Annotated in this window: 9 protein-coding genes; 4 read left to right on the top strand and 5 right to left on the bottom strand. The window is 44.6% G+C overall.

The annotated features are described in order from the left end of the window. Positions 1 to 29 precede the first annotated feature (29 nt). Positions 30 to 3,392, bottom strand: coding sequence for a CHAT domain-containing protein (locus QUA33_RS04005; protein WP_333146666.1), 3,363 nt, complete (start codon positions 3,390 to 3,392; stop codon positions 30 to 32). A gap of 308 nt (positions 3,393 to 3,700) precedes the next feature. Between QUA33_RS04005 and QUA33_RS04000 the strand changes: the two genes are divergently transcribed. Then, positions 3,701 to 5,215: a phospholipid carrier-dependent glycosyltransferase gene (locus QUA33_RS04000; protein WP_333146664.1), complete on the top strand. Its 1,515-nt coding sequence runs from the start codon at positions 3,701 to 3,703 to the stop codon at positions 5,213 to 5,215. Positions 5,216 to 5,363: 148 nt separating this feature from the next. Here QUA33_RS04000 and trmB read toward each other — a convergent pair whose 3' ends face one another. From trmB to csaB, 3 genes are all read right to left on the bottom strand, one after another. Beyond that, positions 5,364 to 5,996: a tRNA (guanosine(46)-N7)-methyltransferase TrmB gene (trmB, locus tag QUA33_RS03995; protein WP_333146663.1), complete on the bottom strand. Its 633-nt coding sequence runs from the start codon at positions 5,994 to 5,996 to the stop codon at positions 5,364 to 5,366. A gap of 159 nt (positions 5,997 to 6,155) precedes the next feature. Then, positions 6,156 to 6,866 (bottom strand): Uma2 family endonuclease, encoded by a 711-nt coding sequence (locus QUA33_RS03990; protein ID WP_333146661.1) that lies wholly within the window; start codon positions 6,864 to 6,866, stop codon positions 6,156 to 6,158. Positions 6,867 to 6,888: 22 nt separating this feature from the next. Continuing rightward, on the bottom strand, positions 6,889 to 7,926 hold the full coding sequence (csaB, locus tag QUA33_RS03985) for a polysaccharide pyruvyl transferase CsaB (protein WP_333146659.1): 1,038 nt from the start codon (positions 7,924 to 7,926) through the stop codon (positions 6,889 to 6,891). A gap of 274 nt (positions 7,927 to 8,200) precedes the next feature. Here csaB and QUA33_RS03980 point away from each other — a divergent pair, with 274 nt between their 5' ends. The 3 genes from QUA33_RS03980 to QUA33_RS03970 all read left to right on the top strand — a co-directional run bounded on the left by QUA33_RS03980 (position 8,201) and on the right by QUA33_RS03970 (position 13,037). Beyond that, positions 8,201 to 8,515, top strand: coding sequence for a DUF2499 domain-containing protein (locus QUA33_RS03980; RefSeq protein WP_333146657.1), 315 nt, complete (start codon positions 8,201 to 8,203; stop codon positions 8,513 to 8,515). Between the two features lie 16 nt (positions 8,516 to 8,531). Then, positions 8,532 to 8,951 (top strand): lysozyme inhibitor LprI family protein, encoded by a 420-nt coding sequence (locus QUA33_RS03975; RefSeq protein ID WP_333146655.1) that lies wholly within the window; start codon positions 8,532 to 8,534, stop codon positions 8,949 to 8,951. Between the two features lie 189 nt (positions 8,952 to 9,140). After that, complete coding sequence (locus tag QUA33_RS03970) at positions 9,141 to 13,037, top strand: DNA polymerase III subunit alpha (protein ID WP_333146653.1); 3,897 nt, start codon at positions 9,141 to 9,143, stop codon at positions 13,035 to 13,037. Here QUA33_RS03970 and QUA33_RS03965 read toward each other — a convergent pair. Then, positions 13,014 to 15,104, bottom strand: a complete 2,091-nt coding sequence (locus tag QUA33_RS03965; protein WP_333094866.1) for a serine/threonine-protein kinase — start codon at positions 15,102 to 15,104, stop codon at positions 13,014 to 13,016. The two genes, QUA33_RS03970 and QUA33_RS03965, sit on opposite strands and share 24 nt — an antisense overlap. Positions 15,105 to 15,116: the final 12 nt, after the last annotated feature.

Raw genomic sequence — 15,116 nt, 5'->3', positions numbered from 1 at the left:
TGAGAATTGATGCTGGTTTTTCCTAAAATTTATCGCCATTCCCCCTGAAGGTTAAAAGCCGCCCAATAATAAGGAGAACGCCACTCTTCCTGCTTCCACATTTCCAGTTGCGCCGCCCTCAATGCCGCCGCTGGTGTTAACCCTTTTTGCAGCATTCCCTGATAGAAACTCGACATTAACGTAGCTGTTCCTTCATCATCCACATTCCATAAACTCACCACCACTCGCTGAGCCCCTGCATACATAAATCCCCGTGTCAATCCTACCATCCCCTCGCCTTGAATGTTCTGCCCTAATCCGGTTTGACAGGCACTTAACACTACTAAATCTGCTGCTAACTTCAGATTGAAAATATCAGTAAGTCGCAGGAATCCGTTTAAAGGGTTGCCCTTTTCATCTACCAGCGACATGACGATTCCCGATAGTTCCGGGTTAGTGCTATTTGCTAAACCGTGAGTGGCAAAATGAATGATTTTATATTGGCTTAAATTCTGACTGGTTGCTGCGGCGCGGCTGGCTGCAAAATCCAAAGATTCGGTGCTAGAATTAGCTGGTACTAACGCTTGAATGATTTGAGCTTCTTGGCGAGTGAATTTTAAACGGCTCAAGTGTATGTTATTGTCGCGGCTAGAGCGGCTTAAACCGAGATTTACTGATTCTATTGCTTGGGGATTGGCGCTATTAGACTGGGTTATGACTCGTTCATCATCAGCGCTAAAAACTGGATCGGCGAGCATTGCTAAAGTCCGAGTTGGGGGTTGTCTGTCATTGTAGTTTTGTCTTAAGATTCCCAAGGTGGAAGCGGAAGGCAGCAGCACAATTTCACGGTCTACAATTAAAGGCGGATTCCGATTTTTACCGGGTGTTTCGGGGAGCGAGAGGGCCGCAAAGGGAAGGTAATTGAGAATGCCATCGCCAACAATCAGCAGGCGTTTTTGAGCGAGTTGTGCTGCTGCGGGCTGTAAAATAATTTGACTGAGCGTGTTGTTAGCTTCAGCAACTCGATCGGGAATGTTTCGGTAGCGCGGGTTAGTCACAGAATCACGGAAATTGCGGGCGGCTTTTTCGATGTCAACCTGTTTGGGCAATTCATAACTGGTGATACTGGTTTTAGTCACAGCCCACAGATAGCTGCGTTCTTTCCCTAGAGAATACTGGAGTAAAATTGTATTCTCATCGAGGATTTGTTGTTGAATCTGGGCCAGGGTTAAAGGTTGCGGTTGGGTGAGGGCAGCGTACCGGGGACTGGTGGAGCGGATTTGGGCTTGAAGGTCCTGATATTGTGCTAGTAAAGTTTGCCGTTTTTGGTCTAATTCTACTTTTTCTGCCGGGGTATGATTGGGGCGGCTTATAGTTTCGATACGGCGTGTTTCTAAGGCATCGAGTTGCTGTTGTAAATTGCGTTCTTGCTGTAACAATTCCGGGGCGACACCTTGGCGAATATCGGCGTTTGCTTCTTGAAGAAGTTCCAATAAAGTGCGGGCGCGGGAGCGTTCGCTAGCTTGAAAGGCTTTAGTATCATAACCAGAATTGGGTTGCGTTTTGTGCAGTTGCATTAACAGGTCAATGTAGAACTGGTAATAGTCCTGCACGGTGGCAAAGTATGATATGCGGAGCTCGTGGTTGGTAATTTTGGTGCGGAGGTTTTCGATGATTTTGATGGAGGTTTCAATGTCAGTGAGGGCTGCGATTAAATTGCCTCGATCGCCTTTGATATTAGCCATATTGTAGAGGGTGAGAGCTTCCCCAGGACGATCGCCCACAGCGCGAAACAGCGGCAGGGCTTGGTTGAAATATTCTTCTGCTTCCTGCTGTTTTCCCAATTCTGAGTAAGTAGTACCTGTATTGTTGAGGGTGAGGGCTTGTCCACGCCGATCGCCCGCTTTTTGTCTCAAATCGAGGGCTTGTTTGTAGTAGTCGAGGGCTGTTTGTTTTTCTCCCAAATCTGAATAGACTAAGCCAATATTGGTGAGGGTAGTTGCTTCCTTAGCCCGATCGCCCACAGCCCGGAATAAGGGAAGGGCTTGGTTGAAATACTCTTTTGCTTTCTGTTTTTCTCCCAAATCGCTGTAGGCTAAGCCGATGTTGTTGAGTGTGGTGGCTTCCGCAGTGCGATCGCCCAAAGATGTGTCGCTGTTTGCGGGTATGTTCGAGATGTTGCTGAGGTTGATACTTGCTTCAGGGCGATCGCCCATTTCCCGAATTAGGGAAAGGACTTGGTTATAGTAGTCGATGGCTTGCTGTTTCTCTCCCAAAGCATAGTAGACGGCGCCGATGTTGTTGAGGATGACGGCTTGTTTAGGGCGATCGGCTAAAGTCCGATTCCAAAAAAGGGCTTGCTTGTAGTAGTTCAGGGCTTGCTGTCTGTCTCCTAATCTATTAGTAATGAAGCCCATTTGATGCAGCGTGTAAGCTTCCTTCTCCCGATTTCTAAGCATTTGATAAAGCGAACGCGCTGCATCAAACTTTTGCAAGGCTTCCTGGTAAGATTCTGCTGTTTCTTGAGCGAATAGTCGCCTAGCTTCCTGAACCAATCGCTCGGCTTCATCTGTTTTTTGATTTAATCGTTGTTTGTTTTTCTGAATTAATCGATCGGCTTCCCCATCCGGGATTTGATTTCTACTGAGATCGAGGGTTGTCAGATTTACCAATCCCGCTAAAGGTTTGGCATCTGCGATTTGATTTCTACTGAGGTCTAGGGCGGTCAGATTTGTCAATGCCGCTAAAGGTTTGACATCTGCGATTTGATTTGATGCGAGAAAAAGCAGTATCAGATTTGTCAATGCCGCTAAAGGTTTGACATCTGCGATTTTATTCCCACTCAAATAAAGAAAATTTAACTCAGTCATTCTCGATAAAGGTGTCACATCTACAATTTGATTAGATGCGAGGGACAGCCCTGTTATATTAGTCAATCCAGCTAAAGGTTTGACATCTACGATTTGATTGGCTTCGAGGAAAAGCTCTGTCAGATTAGTCAGTCCCGATAATGGTTTCACGTCTGAGATTTGATTGAAATTGAGGACGATAAATCTCAGATTAGTCAGTCTCGATAAGGGTTGCACATCTGTTATTTGATTTAAACTGAGGTTGAGCTTTCTCAGATTTGTGAATTTTGATAATGGTTTGATATCGACTATTTGATTGCGAATCAGGGAAAGTTCTGTGAGATTAGTCAGGGTTTTTTGAGCGCGATCGCACTCTTGTGTTTTTGCTTTTAATAGCAACACCTCCACCGTATGTCTGGTTTCAGGGGGCAAATTCTCTTTGTTGGTACAGAAATCAGCAAAACTTTCAAATGTCTTGGGATTTGGGGCGGCGGCAGAGCTCATCAGGATAGTCGCACCTACAGCTAAGCCCCAACGCCCCCAAATCGAAAGTATGGGATTCATAAGCACTCGCTCAAAAAAGACATGATTAGCTGCTATCATAATCTATCGCACCTTGTGATTCGCGCTTTTCCTTCCTGCTTGCCAATTAGATCGGGAGCATTTGGTGAAACAATAGTCGCTACTGCTTCTCGCTGCACTCTCCAAGCATTATTAGAAGCCGGCTTTAAGAAACCGGGTGTTTCCAAAAAACCCGGTTCCTCCTAAAAAATGCGGTTTCTGCACAAGTCCTATTTTACGTTACTCTCAACTCAGGAATTTTAAATTAGCGATCGCCCTCAAATTTAGTATTTATTATTTGCTGCTGTTTTATGAAAATCAAGAAAAAACAATTTAATAAATCGAATGTTATTTTTTCCCTAGCAATGCTCGGTGTGTTCCTCCTATCCTTAACTCTCCGCTTTTGGGAACTAGAGCGATTTAACACTTTAGTATTTGACGAGGTTTATTACGCTAAATTTGCCAACGATTATCTCACAAAAACTCCCTTTTTCAATGCTCACCCGCCTTTGAGCCAGTACATAATTGCGATCGGCATTTGGATCGGCACTCATCTTCCCTTCGGCAAAACAGCCGTCAACAGTATGGCAGGTTCCCTGCTTTCCCCTTGGGATTACCGCTGGCTGAATGCTCTCACGGGTTCCTTTATTCCGCTAGTTGTGGGAGGGCTAGCTTATCAGCTAGTTCGGCGCCGCACCTTTGCTTTTATTGCTGCTTTATTTATCGCCTGCGACGGTCTGTTTTTAGTTGAGTCTCGCTACGCGCTGAACAACATTTATCTAGTTTTGTTAGGAATTTTAGGTCAGTTATTTATTTTAAAATCCGTAGAAGCCGAAGGCAAAAAGCGCTGGCTTTGGCTGGTACTCGCCGGAATAGGTTTCGGCGCATCTGCTGCTATCAAATGGAACGGATTATGGTTTCTTTTCGGTACTTATCTAATTTTAATCTGTGCTTGGGCAGTTCGTTTTATCCAGGGTAACAGAGGAAATGAAGAACAAAGCCGCGAGGTAGATTCACCTCTAATTCCTGCCGAAAGCCCAGTACAAAAACTGACTAAACTCAATTTTATAGAACTCTGCTTGAGTCTAGCTATTATTCCTATTCTAGTTTACAGCATCTCTTGGATTCCTCACCTGCACTTTAATCCAACTCCCAACTTCTGGCAGATGCAAACGGAAATTTTGACTTATCACCAGCGGATTAAAAGCGGCCCAGATGTACATCCTTACTGTTCCACGTGGTACAGTTGGCCGTTGATGCTGCGCCCGATAGTTTACTTCTTCAAAAAAGCTAGCAACAATGCCCAACCAGATCCGGTTTTGCCACCTTTACCTGAAGGTGCAACTGAGGTAATTTTTGACGTTCACGCAATGGGAAATCCATTGCTTTGGTGGCTGTCAACCTTAGCTTTACTGCTAGTAATAGGAGTTTTAGTTCACCGGATTTCCGTGTGGGTGAAAACGCGTCGCGAGTCTTCTGTGGAACTAATCGAACAGCAGCGGCCGATTTTGTTTCCGCCGACTGCTGAAATGTGGCTGGGGTTATATTTAATAGTTAATTGGGCCGCTAATTTGCTGCCTTGGGTGAAGGTGACTCGCTGCATATTTTTGTACCATTATATGGGCTGTTCTGTGTTTTCAGCTTTAGCACTTGCGTGGTGGGTTGACAGGTGGCTGCACAGCCCTCAAACTCGACTCCGAGGGATGGGGGTAACAATTATTTTTCTGGTTTTGGGTGCTTTTATTTTCTGGATGCCTATCTATTTGGGACTGCCTTTGTCGCAAATGGAATGGAATCTTCGGATGTGGCTGCCGTCTTGGGTTTAAGTTAGAAATAATTCTTTTATTAACGGGCAAGATGCCCGTTCCACAAGAAAATAAAGTTTTGTGGAACAGGCATCTTGCCTGTTCCTAACCAAGGTGAAAGATGTAAGTTATAACATTTATGACAAAGGTGAGTTTGCAAAAGCGAGCATTATTTTTGATAGAGTGCTCGATAAACTGGTTCGCCCCGTTTCAGGGTAGCAATTTCTCTTTCAGTAGGAACAGGTAGGGGATTTTCGGCTAGCCAGTTGTAGCCGTTTTGACGTTTAAAACTGGGGTGAGATGAAAAGCGATCGCACATTTCCCTTTCTACTTCCTCAATATCTGACTGAATAAACACTTCGCCGCCAATTGCCATATAAGTTGCCAATTCGTTGACTAATTCCTGCTGCACCACCCGGCGTTTGTGGTGCTTTTTCTTGAACCACGGATCGGGAAATTGAATGCTAACTCGCTGCAAAATACCTGCGGGTAAAGTTTCTAAAATTGGTTTCAGGGAACTATTCGCATTGCAAAACAAATAGTGCAAATTTGTCAAGCCTTTTTCGTCCCGCCAAAGATTCGCCTCCTCTACCAGAGGTTCCCGAATTTCTAATCCTAGAAAATTCCAGTCTGTTTGGATTTGCGCCATGTGCCACAAAAACCGTCCTCTGCCGCAGCCGATATCTAAATGCAGCGGTAAATTTAAGTCAGCATAAATTTTTGTCCAATCCGGGGGACTTGCAGATGCTTGATATCTAATTGATAGGGGATTGACGTGTTCCCGCACTCTTACTCTTGCCAACTTTGCTCTCTCCTGAATGTATTTTTTAACCGCTAATGAAGGCAGATTAACGTGGATTAACGCAGATAAATATTGATTTTTGCGAGGTTGTTCAATACTTTTTAATTAATGAGCAATCTTAAATTGCAGAAGGACAATTTTTAATTGCTCATTATTGCATTAGGCTTCTGGTTCAATGCCTGCTGCTCTTAATTGCGCGGCTAGTCGATCGGCCCGCTGCCTTTCCCTTTCTAGCATCTCTGCTCCCCACAATAACATCTGTCCGCTCTCATCCCACCAGCGCAACCAATATCCGGTTCTTTCGGCCTTTGTTCCCTGCCAAACCCCCAAAAATAACCCAACTCCTGCAATCCAATAACGGCCGTTTAAATCTGGTGGTTGTACTTCATACTTTCCTGATGAATCCAACTGGTAGACTTCTAACACTCCGGCGGCTGGCTCAAAAAGTGCATAGACGGGCACTCGCAATACTTGTTCGTAAAAAAACCATTTGCCGGGGGGATAAGTTTGTTTACTAGAATATTCATCGTTGGGACTAGCTGACAAAAATTCCATGACGATCGCCGGAATGTCTCCTTCTAAATTGGGAGTGTAACTGCGGCGAATTTCTTGATTTTCCAGCGGCTGTACGTTGCGGGCATAAAACCAATCTGGAGCTTTAATAACTAGCTTGCCGTTTAATGTAGCGCAAATTCCCATATTTGGGGCAACTAATATTCCTGTTACAATTAGCCCTGCGATTTCTAAGATTTCTCGCAAGGCAGCAGCGAGCAAGGGCTGGTCGATATTTTCCACAGGTTCCTCATCTAAAATGAAGTCGTCGGGCAATTTTTCCCAGGTAATTTTTAAGTCTGCTGTACTGACTGTCATTGTATTTCACCTCTGAATGAGATTACTGGAGCGCGGCTCGCAATACTTCGCGATGAAAGAGCGATCGCCCTACTATAAATTTTATCCTGTCTGGCGATAAGGCGTCGCCGTTAGCATAGTGTTCTATCCAGGTTTTGCTGATTAAATAAGGATCGTCTGGCAATTCTGATAATAAGTATCCCGGCATTTCTAGCTCTTCCATTAACTGGCTGACTTTGGGATCGTAGCTGAGGGCAAAACAGCGGCATTCTTCGGATGCTGCCATAATTAAACTGTGGTAGCGCATCCCGATCGCCATTTCGACTCCCCGGAACACTCCTTTCAATTTTCTAGGGTCGTCTAAACTGAGGATGCGACTCCTTTTCGGCAGGGATTCGTGCAAATGTTGAGCAATCTCTAAGTCGTGAGACGCTTGAAAAGGCAGCAGCAAAATTAAGGTGCGAGTTGCTTTTTGAAAGTCAACTAAAGCTTGAGTTAAAATTGACAAACGCGCGGGAGTTAGTGTAGAATGAGAACGCAAACAAACAGCCACTCTGGGCGCCGGTAAATCCCACAAACCCGACACGGGGGAATTCTCCAAAGCCCACACGGGATCGGGTGCTAAAGTAAAGGGAATTTGCCAATCTGCAAGTAAAGTAGCTGAACCTTTATCCCTCACGCTGACGGCGGTGCATCCAGCAAAACAGCGCTGAGATAACTTGCGAGTGATGTCGCGCTTCAAAGGCCCAATTCCCTGGGCCCAGGCAACAGTTTTTAAGCCCATCCGCTGCGCTAATCCCATCAAACCCCCATAATAGAAAGGACTCGCTATGCTAGTAGCATCTTGGATTAAACTACCGCCGCCCCAAATTAGCGCGTCAGAGGTGCGGAGTGCTTCGAGAACTTGGAACGCATTCATGCGATCGCGCGCAGCTACCCCGTACCGCTGATTTGTCTCGACAGGATTGCCAGACAGGACGATCGGGGTCACGCCATCTGGTAACATTTGCAGTAGCGATGCCAACAGCGCCTCGTCGCCGCCGTTGCCTTTACCGTAATAGCCGCACAAAATTGCTCGCATTTCTACTCTTTTGTTTGTTTGTGATGGGGAATCTAACTATTTTAGATTTTAGATTTTAGATTTTAGATTTTTTTGAGATTTGAGATTTGATCCTACTACCAAAAAAATGCTACTGTCACCAATCTTCAAGGCTTTACGTCATCAGTCAGCTCAAATCGCAAATCTAATAAAATCTCAAAGCGCTAATCTAAAATTGTATGACGCATCATACTTTATATGACAGTTGCGTAAGTCCCGATCGATAAATCTTTCATCTTCGTTCACAATACAAAAAATGCACGCTTTGTCAATTCCCACCTGGATTATTCACGTCTCTAGCGTCGTCGAGTGGATTGCCGCAATCTGGTTAATTTGGACTTACGGCGAAGTCACTCAAAACCGAGCCTGGTGGGCCCTTTCCGCCGCAATGCTGCCCGCTCTCGTCAGCGCTATGTGTGCCTGTACATGGCACTATTTTGACAACTCTCCCGCCCTAGAATGGATAGTTACCCTCCAAGCGGCGATGACTCTCATTGGCAATTTTACTCTGTGGGCGGCGGCTTGGTGGATTTGGCGATCGGTTCAGCCAGCAGAGAAAATTAAAGATTAAAAAAAGGAGAAACGAAGTGAAAAATAGCACTGTTTGGGTAAAATTTGTCGCAAGTTTGCTGTTGTTGACAGCCGGATTTTTGCTCCCCAGCAAAGCCAGCAACATTCCCGTACAAGTCGCCCAACAGCCTAACTGCAAAAATCCTCAAACCACGCTAGAGATGAATGTCTGTTCCAGTCAAGAGTTTGAGGCTGCAGAAAAAAAGCTCAATCAAGTCTATAAGCAACTGCAAGCAAAAATCAGCAGTAGACAAAAGCAGAGATTGACTGCGGCACAGCGTACTTGGATAAAATTTCGAGATGAAAATTGTGATTATGCAAAAGGGCAGTTTGAAGGTGGTAGTTTGGCTGCTTCTACCTACGGTTATTGCAGGGCAAGAGTGACGCAAGAACGGATTAAAGATTTGGAAGGTTATTTGAAACAAGCAAATTTGTAAAAGTTCGATCGCGAGGGAGAATAATTTACCCATTCGATCATCAATACCGCGACAACCTCATCTTTTGCACTTCTAGAAGCCCCAGCACAAACCAGCTCAAGAGTGATATAAAGCTTTGTTTTTTATTTTACCCTTTGACACGCCAATGGTGTAAAATCTAAATTCTCAAATCTTATATTTTAAATCCCTATGTCCTTCGTTGGTTTGCACATTCACAGCGATTATAGCTTACTAGATGGGGCTTCTCAGCTACAACAGCTCGCAGAACGGGCGGTGGAATTGGGGATGCCCGCGATCGCCCTTACAGACCACGGGGTGATGTACGGGGCGATCGAACTAATCAAAGTTTGCCGAAATAAAAATATCAAGCCGATTATTGGCAACGAAATGTATGTCGTCAACGGCGACATTGAAGTAAAAGTTCGAGGTAGAAGAAAATACCATCAAGTTGTTTTAGCTAAAAATACCCAAGGTTATAAAAACCTCGTCAAACTAACCACAATTTCCCACTTAAAGGGAATGCCTGAAAGAGGTATTTTTGCCCGCCCTTGCATTAACAAGGAACTGCTAAAACAATACTCCGAAGGTTTAATTGTCACCAGTGCTTGTTTGGGCGGCGAAGTTCCCCAAATGATTCTGCAAAACAAGCTAGATACTGCCCGCGAAGTAGCCAGATGGTATAAAGAAGTATTTGGAGAAGATTACTATTTAGAAATTCAAGACCACGGTTCCCCGGAAGATCGGATTGTTAATGTTGAACTCGTTAAAATTGCCCGCGAACTCAACATTAAAATAATTGCCACCAATGATTCTCACTATATTTCCTGCAACGACGTAGAAGCACACGATGCTTTGCTGTGCATTAACACCAACAAACTGATTGAAGAAGACAAGCGGATGCGCTACAGCGGTACTGAATATCTTAAGTCCGCAGACGAGATGGCGCAACTGTTTCGAGACCATTTGGATGATGAAACAATCAAAGAGGCGATCGACACCACTTTAGAAGTAGCAAATAAAGTATCGAGATACGAGCTGACAGGAGAAGCTCGGATTCCCACAATCCCAATTCCTCCAGAACATACAGCCGATACTTATGTAGAAGAAATATCATGGCTGGGACTCTTAGAACGCCTCAAAGCCCGCACCAGAAATGAAATCCCTCCCGTCTACAAACAAAGGCTAGAATACGAGCTGAAAATGCTTCAGCAGATGGGCTTTTCAGAATACTTTTTAGTAGTTTGGGACTACATAAAATATGCTAGAGATAACAATATCCCCGTAGGTCCAGGACGCGGTTCTGCAGCAGGTTCTCTAGTTGCTTACGTCCTCAAAATTACCAATATAGACCCCGTACACCACGGACTACTATTCGAGCGATTTCTCAATCCCGAACGCAAATCTATGCCAGATATTGATAGCGATTTCTGCATAGAAAGGCGAGATGACATGATTAAATACGTTACTGAAAAATATGGTAGCGACCGCGTAGCGCAAATTATTACTTTCAACAGAATGACATCAAAAGCTGTTTTGAAAGATGTTGCCAGAGTGTTAGGTATTCCCTACAAAAAAGCAGACGAAATGGCAAAATTAATTCCCGTGTCTCGGGGAAAACCGGAAAAACTTAAAGTGATGATTTCCGATGACACACCTGCACAGGAATTTAAAGAAAACTATGAAAAGACTATTTGCATTAATGAAGAAACAGGGACAGAAGTCCCAGTTCGTCAGTGGATTGACATGGCAATTCGCATTGAAGGAACCAACAAAACCTATGGCGTTCACGCGGCAGGTGTAGTAATTTCTTCAGAGCCGTTGGATGAAATTGTACCGCTGCAAAAGAATAATGAGGGTGCTGTAATTACCCAATATTTCATGGAAGATTTGGAATTTTTGGGGCTGCTGAAAATGGACTTTTTGGGATTAAAAAATTTAACAACGCTCCAGAAAACAGTTGATTATATTAAGCAAACCCAAAATCAAATTGTCGATCCAGAAATGCTACCTTCTGATATAGAACGCAGAGCTCAAGAGGCTTTTGCCAGAATCAAAAAGTTACCAAATGATGTAGATAAAACTTATAGACTTTTAGAAAGAGGAGATTTAGAAGGTATTTTTCAGTTAGAATCCTCGGGAATGCTGGATGTAGTGAAAAAACTCAAACCTTCTTGTCTGGATGATATTTCTTCTATTTTGGCACTTTACCGACCTGGCCCGCTGGATGCAGGTTTGATTCCTCAGTTTATTGACTGCAAGCACGGTAAAACAGTTGAGTACGATCATCCGCTATTAGAACCGATTTTAAAAGAGACTTACGGAACGCTTTGCTTTCAAGAGCAAATTATGCGGATGGCTCAAGATTTGGCGGGCTATTCTTTGGGTCAAGCTGACTTGCTGCGGCGCGCAATGGGCAAGAAGAAAGCTGATGAAATGCAGAAGCAAAAAGAAACGTTTATCGACGGGGCAACTAAGAATGGAGTCAGTCAAAGAATTGCTGATAAACTGTTCGCGCAGATGCTGCAATTTGCGGAATACTGTTTTAATAAATCCCATTCAATGGCCTATGCGTATATCACGTATCAGACGGCATATTTAAAGGCGAATTATCCTCTAGAATACATGGCTGCACTTCTGACTGCTAACAGGGGCGATCAGGATAAAGTACAGAAATATATTGCCAATTGTCTCAAGCTGGGTATTGAGGTTGAGCCGCCAGATGTTAATAGCTCTGAACTTACTTTTACACCGCTGCCCAAACAGATGACTGGAGGCGCAAAAGATAAAATTTTGTTTGGAATTTCTGCTGTTAAAAATGTGGGAGAAGCGGCAATTGAAAATATTTTGGCGGCGCGGCAAGAAGGGGGTAAGTTTAAATCGCTGGCTGATTTGTGCGATCGCGTAAATCTCCATTCTGTCAACCGCCGCGCTTTGGAAGCTTTAATTCAATGCGGAGCTTTTGATAAAATTGAGCCGAACCGCAATCAATTAGTAAACGACCTCGAAGGGGTGATGAAATGGGCGCAAGACCGCAAGAAAGATAGAGAAAGCGGCCAAGGTAATCTGTTTGACTTGTTGGGTACGAGCTTCGGAAAGTCTGCAAGTACCTATGATTCTGCCCCCAAATCAAAGACTGTAAAAGATTTTGATACACAGAAAAAGTTGCAGTTAGAAAAAGAATTGCTCGGCTTTTATGTATCGGAACATCCCTTGAAAATTCTGCTCCAAGTCAATCAAGACCCAGATGTCCTGACTCTCGAACAGCTAATAGATAAAAAAGGAAAAGTATCAGTTATTGTCATGCTCAGCGCTATCAAACCTGTGGTGACAAAGAAAGGCGAGCAGATGGCAATTTTGCAATTAGAAGATTTGACACATCAAATCAAAGCTGTGGTTTTTCCCAAGACTTACGAACAAGTGAAACCGCATATTATAGAGAATGCTGTCTTGCTGATTAGCGGAAAAATCGAGAAAGATGGCGAGGAAATTCAAATAATTGTAGACACTGCCAAGCCAGTAGAAACAGTAGAGGTTGCAGAGGAAATCGAGAGGGTTCAACCGGAAACACAAAACTCTTGGGCGACGGAACCGAAAACACAAAACTCTTGGGGGGCGCCACCGGAAACACAAAATTCTTGGGCGGCGGAACCAGTCAACGTTGTACGATCGACAAAACCTGTGGAAGTTTTAGAAATGGTGATTGTCAAGTTTACACCGCAGCAAGTACAAGACGGCGAAAAACTCAATGACCTCAAAGCCCTTTTGGAAGAACTTTCCTATGGGGGAGAAGATGCTAGCGTTTCTGTGGGGGGAATTGTTGTCGGTGAATATTCCTGTCAACCCTTTCGCATTAACCGTCAATTGTGGGTGCAAGATGGCGAGGGAACTGTTAGCCGTCTCAAGTCGGCTAAATTTGACGCTTGGGTTTTTCCTCTAGACAATCGCGGGGATGCTGCGGTATTTCGAGAAATGCGATCGCAACTTAATGTACATTCTTGGGCCAGTCGTTTACTTGATACTGACACCGATCGCCTTCACAAGTATGTCACTTATCTCGCCCAACTAAACAGACGCGCGCCAAATTAACACTTCGCCGCCATCTCCACCGGTGACTAAAGTTTGACCCTCAGGACTAAAAGCCACCGGATTGCACCCAGCCAGACTGCACAAACATTCTCCTGTTTCCAGGTTCCAGAGTTTAACCGTACCGTCTCGACTGCCGCTAGCCATAGTTTCGCGATCCGGACTAATCGCCACCGAAATCACCGCATCAGAATGCCCCCTCAAAGTATTAATCAATTCCCCTGTATCGGCATTCCACAATTTAACAGTAGCGTCGGCACTTCCACTGACAATCATTTTGCCGTCTTGACTAAATGCGATCGCATAAACCCAATCTGAATGACCGACAAAAGTCCGTACACTCTCCCCAATACCTACAAGCCACATCTTGATAGTTGTGTCAGCACTGCCGCTGGCAAGCATCATACTTTGAGGACGAAAACTAACAGATAAAACCTTGTCAGAATGTCCCGAAAGTTTTTGAACCAATTCTCCGTTGCGCTGGTTCCACAATTTAATACTCTGGTCGCCGCTAGCACTAGCAATCGCTCCAGAGTCGCAACTAAAAGCCACCGAGTACACGGAGCCGTAACGATGACTGTACGGCGACCCAAAATCGCTGTAAAACTCGCGAATCATCGCCTTTTTATCCAGCTTCCACTCAATAACTTTTCTGTCAAAACTGCCGCTAACCAGCATTCTCCCGTCTGGGCTAATTGCCACAGCATCAACCGTTGCGGAATGTCCGAAAAAAGTATGGATGAATTCACCTGTTTGCAGGTTCCACAGCTTAATTGTTTTATCGTCGCTGGCGCTAGCGAGAATATTACCTTGAGGATTAATAACCACAGCATTAACCGGGGCCGAATGACCCTGGAGAATGCGTTCGCACCGCCAGTTATTAGACGACAATAATCTCGGATTGCCAGCGGATGGTACAACATGAATCTTCTGGGGCGGCGCGGCAGAGACGGCGGTTGCTGTATTTGGCTGCGAGTTAGTTACTGGCGAATTAATAGCGATTTTGGTTCTATAATTATAAGAAATTTGAGAGCGGGGATATTGCCCAATATTTACCAAGTCTTGCAACACTTCAGCAGCGGATTGATATCGCTCTCGTACCGAATCTTTGAGTAATTTATTCAAAATAGTTGCTAATTTTTGGCTGACTTTTATGCCTTTTTGCGCCAAGTGCGATCGCCAAATCCATTTGCATTCCAAAGCATCGAACAAATCCTTCAATACCGCCCCAGTTAGCAGGTGAATGCAGGTAACGCCCAAACTGTAAAGGTCGCTCGCCGGATACGCCTTGCCGCTGCGAATTTGTTCGATGGGCGCATAGCCAGCAGTTCCAGTTATCGTCCCAGTTTGAGCCTCAGAAAGGCCGGTAATGTGCTTAGCAACTCCAAAATCTACTAGCACAAACTGACCGCCTCTGGGCTTCCCCTGTACAGCAGGAGATTCAGCGACAATTAGCCCTTTCATACCAGCAGAAGATTGAGGTAAATTTGCCCCTGCTTTTCCTTTACCAGGAATTGAGGTGCTATATCCCGCCGCAGCCCACAAGGTTTGTGGAGTTCTCCGCACAATATTTTCCGGCTTAATATCCCGATGAATCACCTGCTGCTCGTGAACAAATTGCAAAACAGGCAACAAATTGATCAACAATTCCCAAATCTGTTCCTCACTAAAAGCTCCCTGCTGCTGCAACTCCTGAAACAAATTATTTCCCTCGATTAACTCTTCCACAAGATACAGACGTTTTGCTTGTTCAAAAGAAGCCAGCAAACTTGGAATCTGCGGGTGCTCTCCGAGTTCGTGCAATCGGTGAGCTTCTTGTTTAAACAGTGCAGTTGCCTTTTCTAATTCAGCTTTTTCTTGAACTTGGGGGAAAAATTGTTTGATGGCGCAGGGAGTTTTCAACCTATCTTCATCGACAGCTAAAAAAGTTCTGCCAAATGTTCCTTCACCGATAGGTTGAATGGCGCGGTAACGCTCTTTCAGTAGCAATTTAGAGCCGCACGCCAGACAAAAATTGGTTGAGTCAGCATTCTGCGGCTTTTGGCAATGGGGATTGAGGCAATAGCTCATCTTTTTTCCGGC

This window comes from Microcoleus sp. Pol14D4, from assembly GCF_036701245.1.
Taxonomy (GTDB): Bacteria; Cyanobacteriota; Cyanobacteriia; order Cyanobacteriales; family Microcoleaceae; genus Microcoleus.
The sequence above is the reverse complement of the archived record's forward strand: the minus strand, read 5'-3'. Positions and strand labels throughout refer to the sequence as shown.

Excerpts from the sequence above, each read along its gene's own strand:
- QUA33_RS04005 (WP_333146666.1), bottom strand. The coding sequence starts at position 3,392 with ATGAATCCCATACTTTCGATTTGGGGGCGTTGGGGCTTAGCTGTAGGT.
- QUA33_RS04000 (WP_333146664.1), top strand. The coding sequence starts at position 3,701 with ATGAAAATCAAGAAAAAACAATTTAATAAATCGAATGTTATTTTTTCC.
- QUA33_RS03990 (WP_333146661.1), bottom strand. The coding sequence starts at position 6,866 with ATGACAGTCAGTACAGCAGACTTAAAAATTACCTGGGAAAAATTGCCC.
- csaB (WP_333146659.1), bottom strand. The coding sequence starts at position 7,926 with ATGCGAGCAATTTTGTGCGGCTATTACGGTAAAGGCAACGGCGGCGAC.
- QUA33_RS03980 (WP_333146657.1), top strand. The coding sequence starts at position 8,201 with ATGCACGCTTTGTCAATTCCCACCTGGATTATTCACGTCTCTAGCGTC.
- QUA33_RS03970 (WP_333146653.1), top strand. The coding sequence starts at position 9,141 with ATGTCCTTCGTTGGTTTGCACATTCACAGCGATTATAGCTTACTAGAT.
- QUA33_RS03965 (WP_333094866.1), bottom strand. The coding sequence starts at position 15,104 with ATGAGCTATTGCCTCAATCCCCATTGCCAAAAGCCGCAGAATGCTGAC.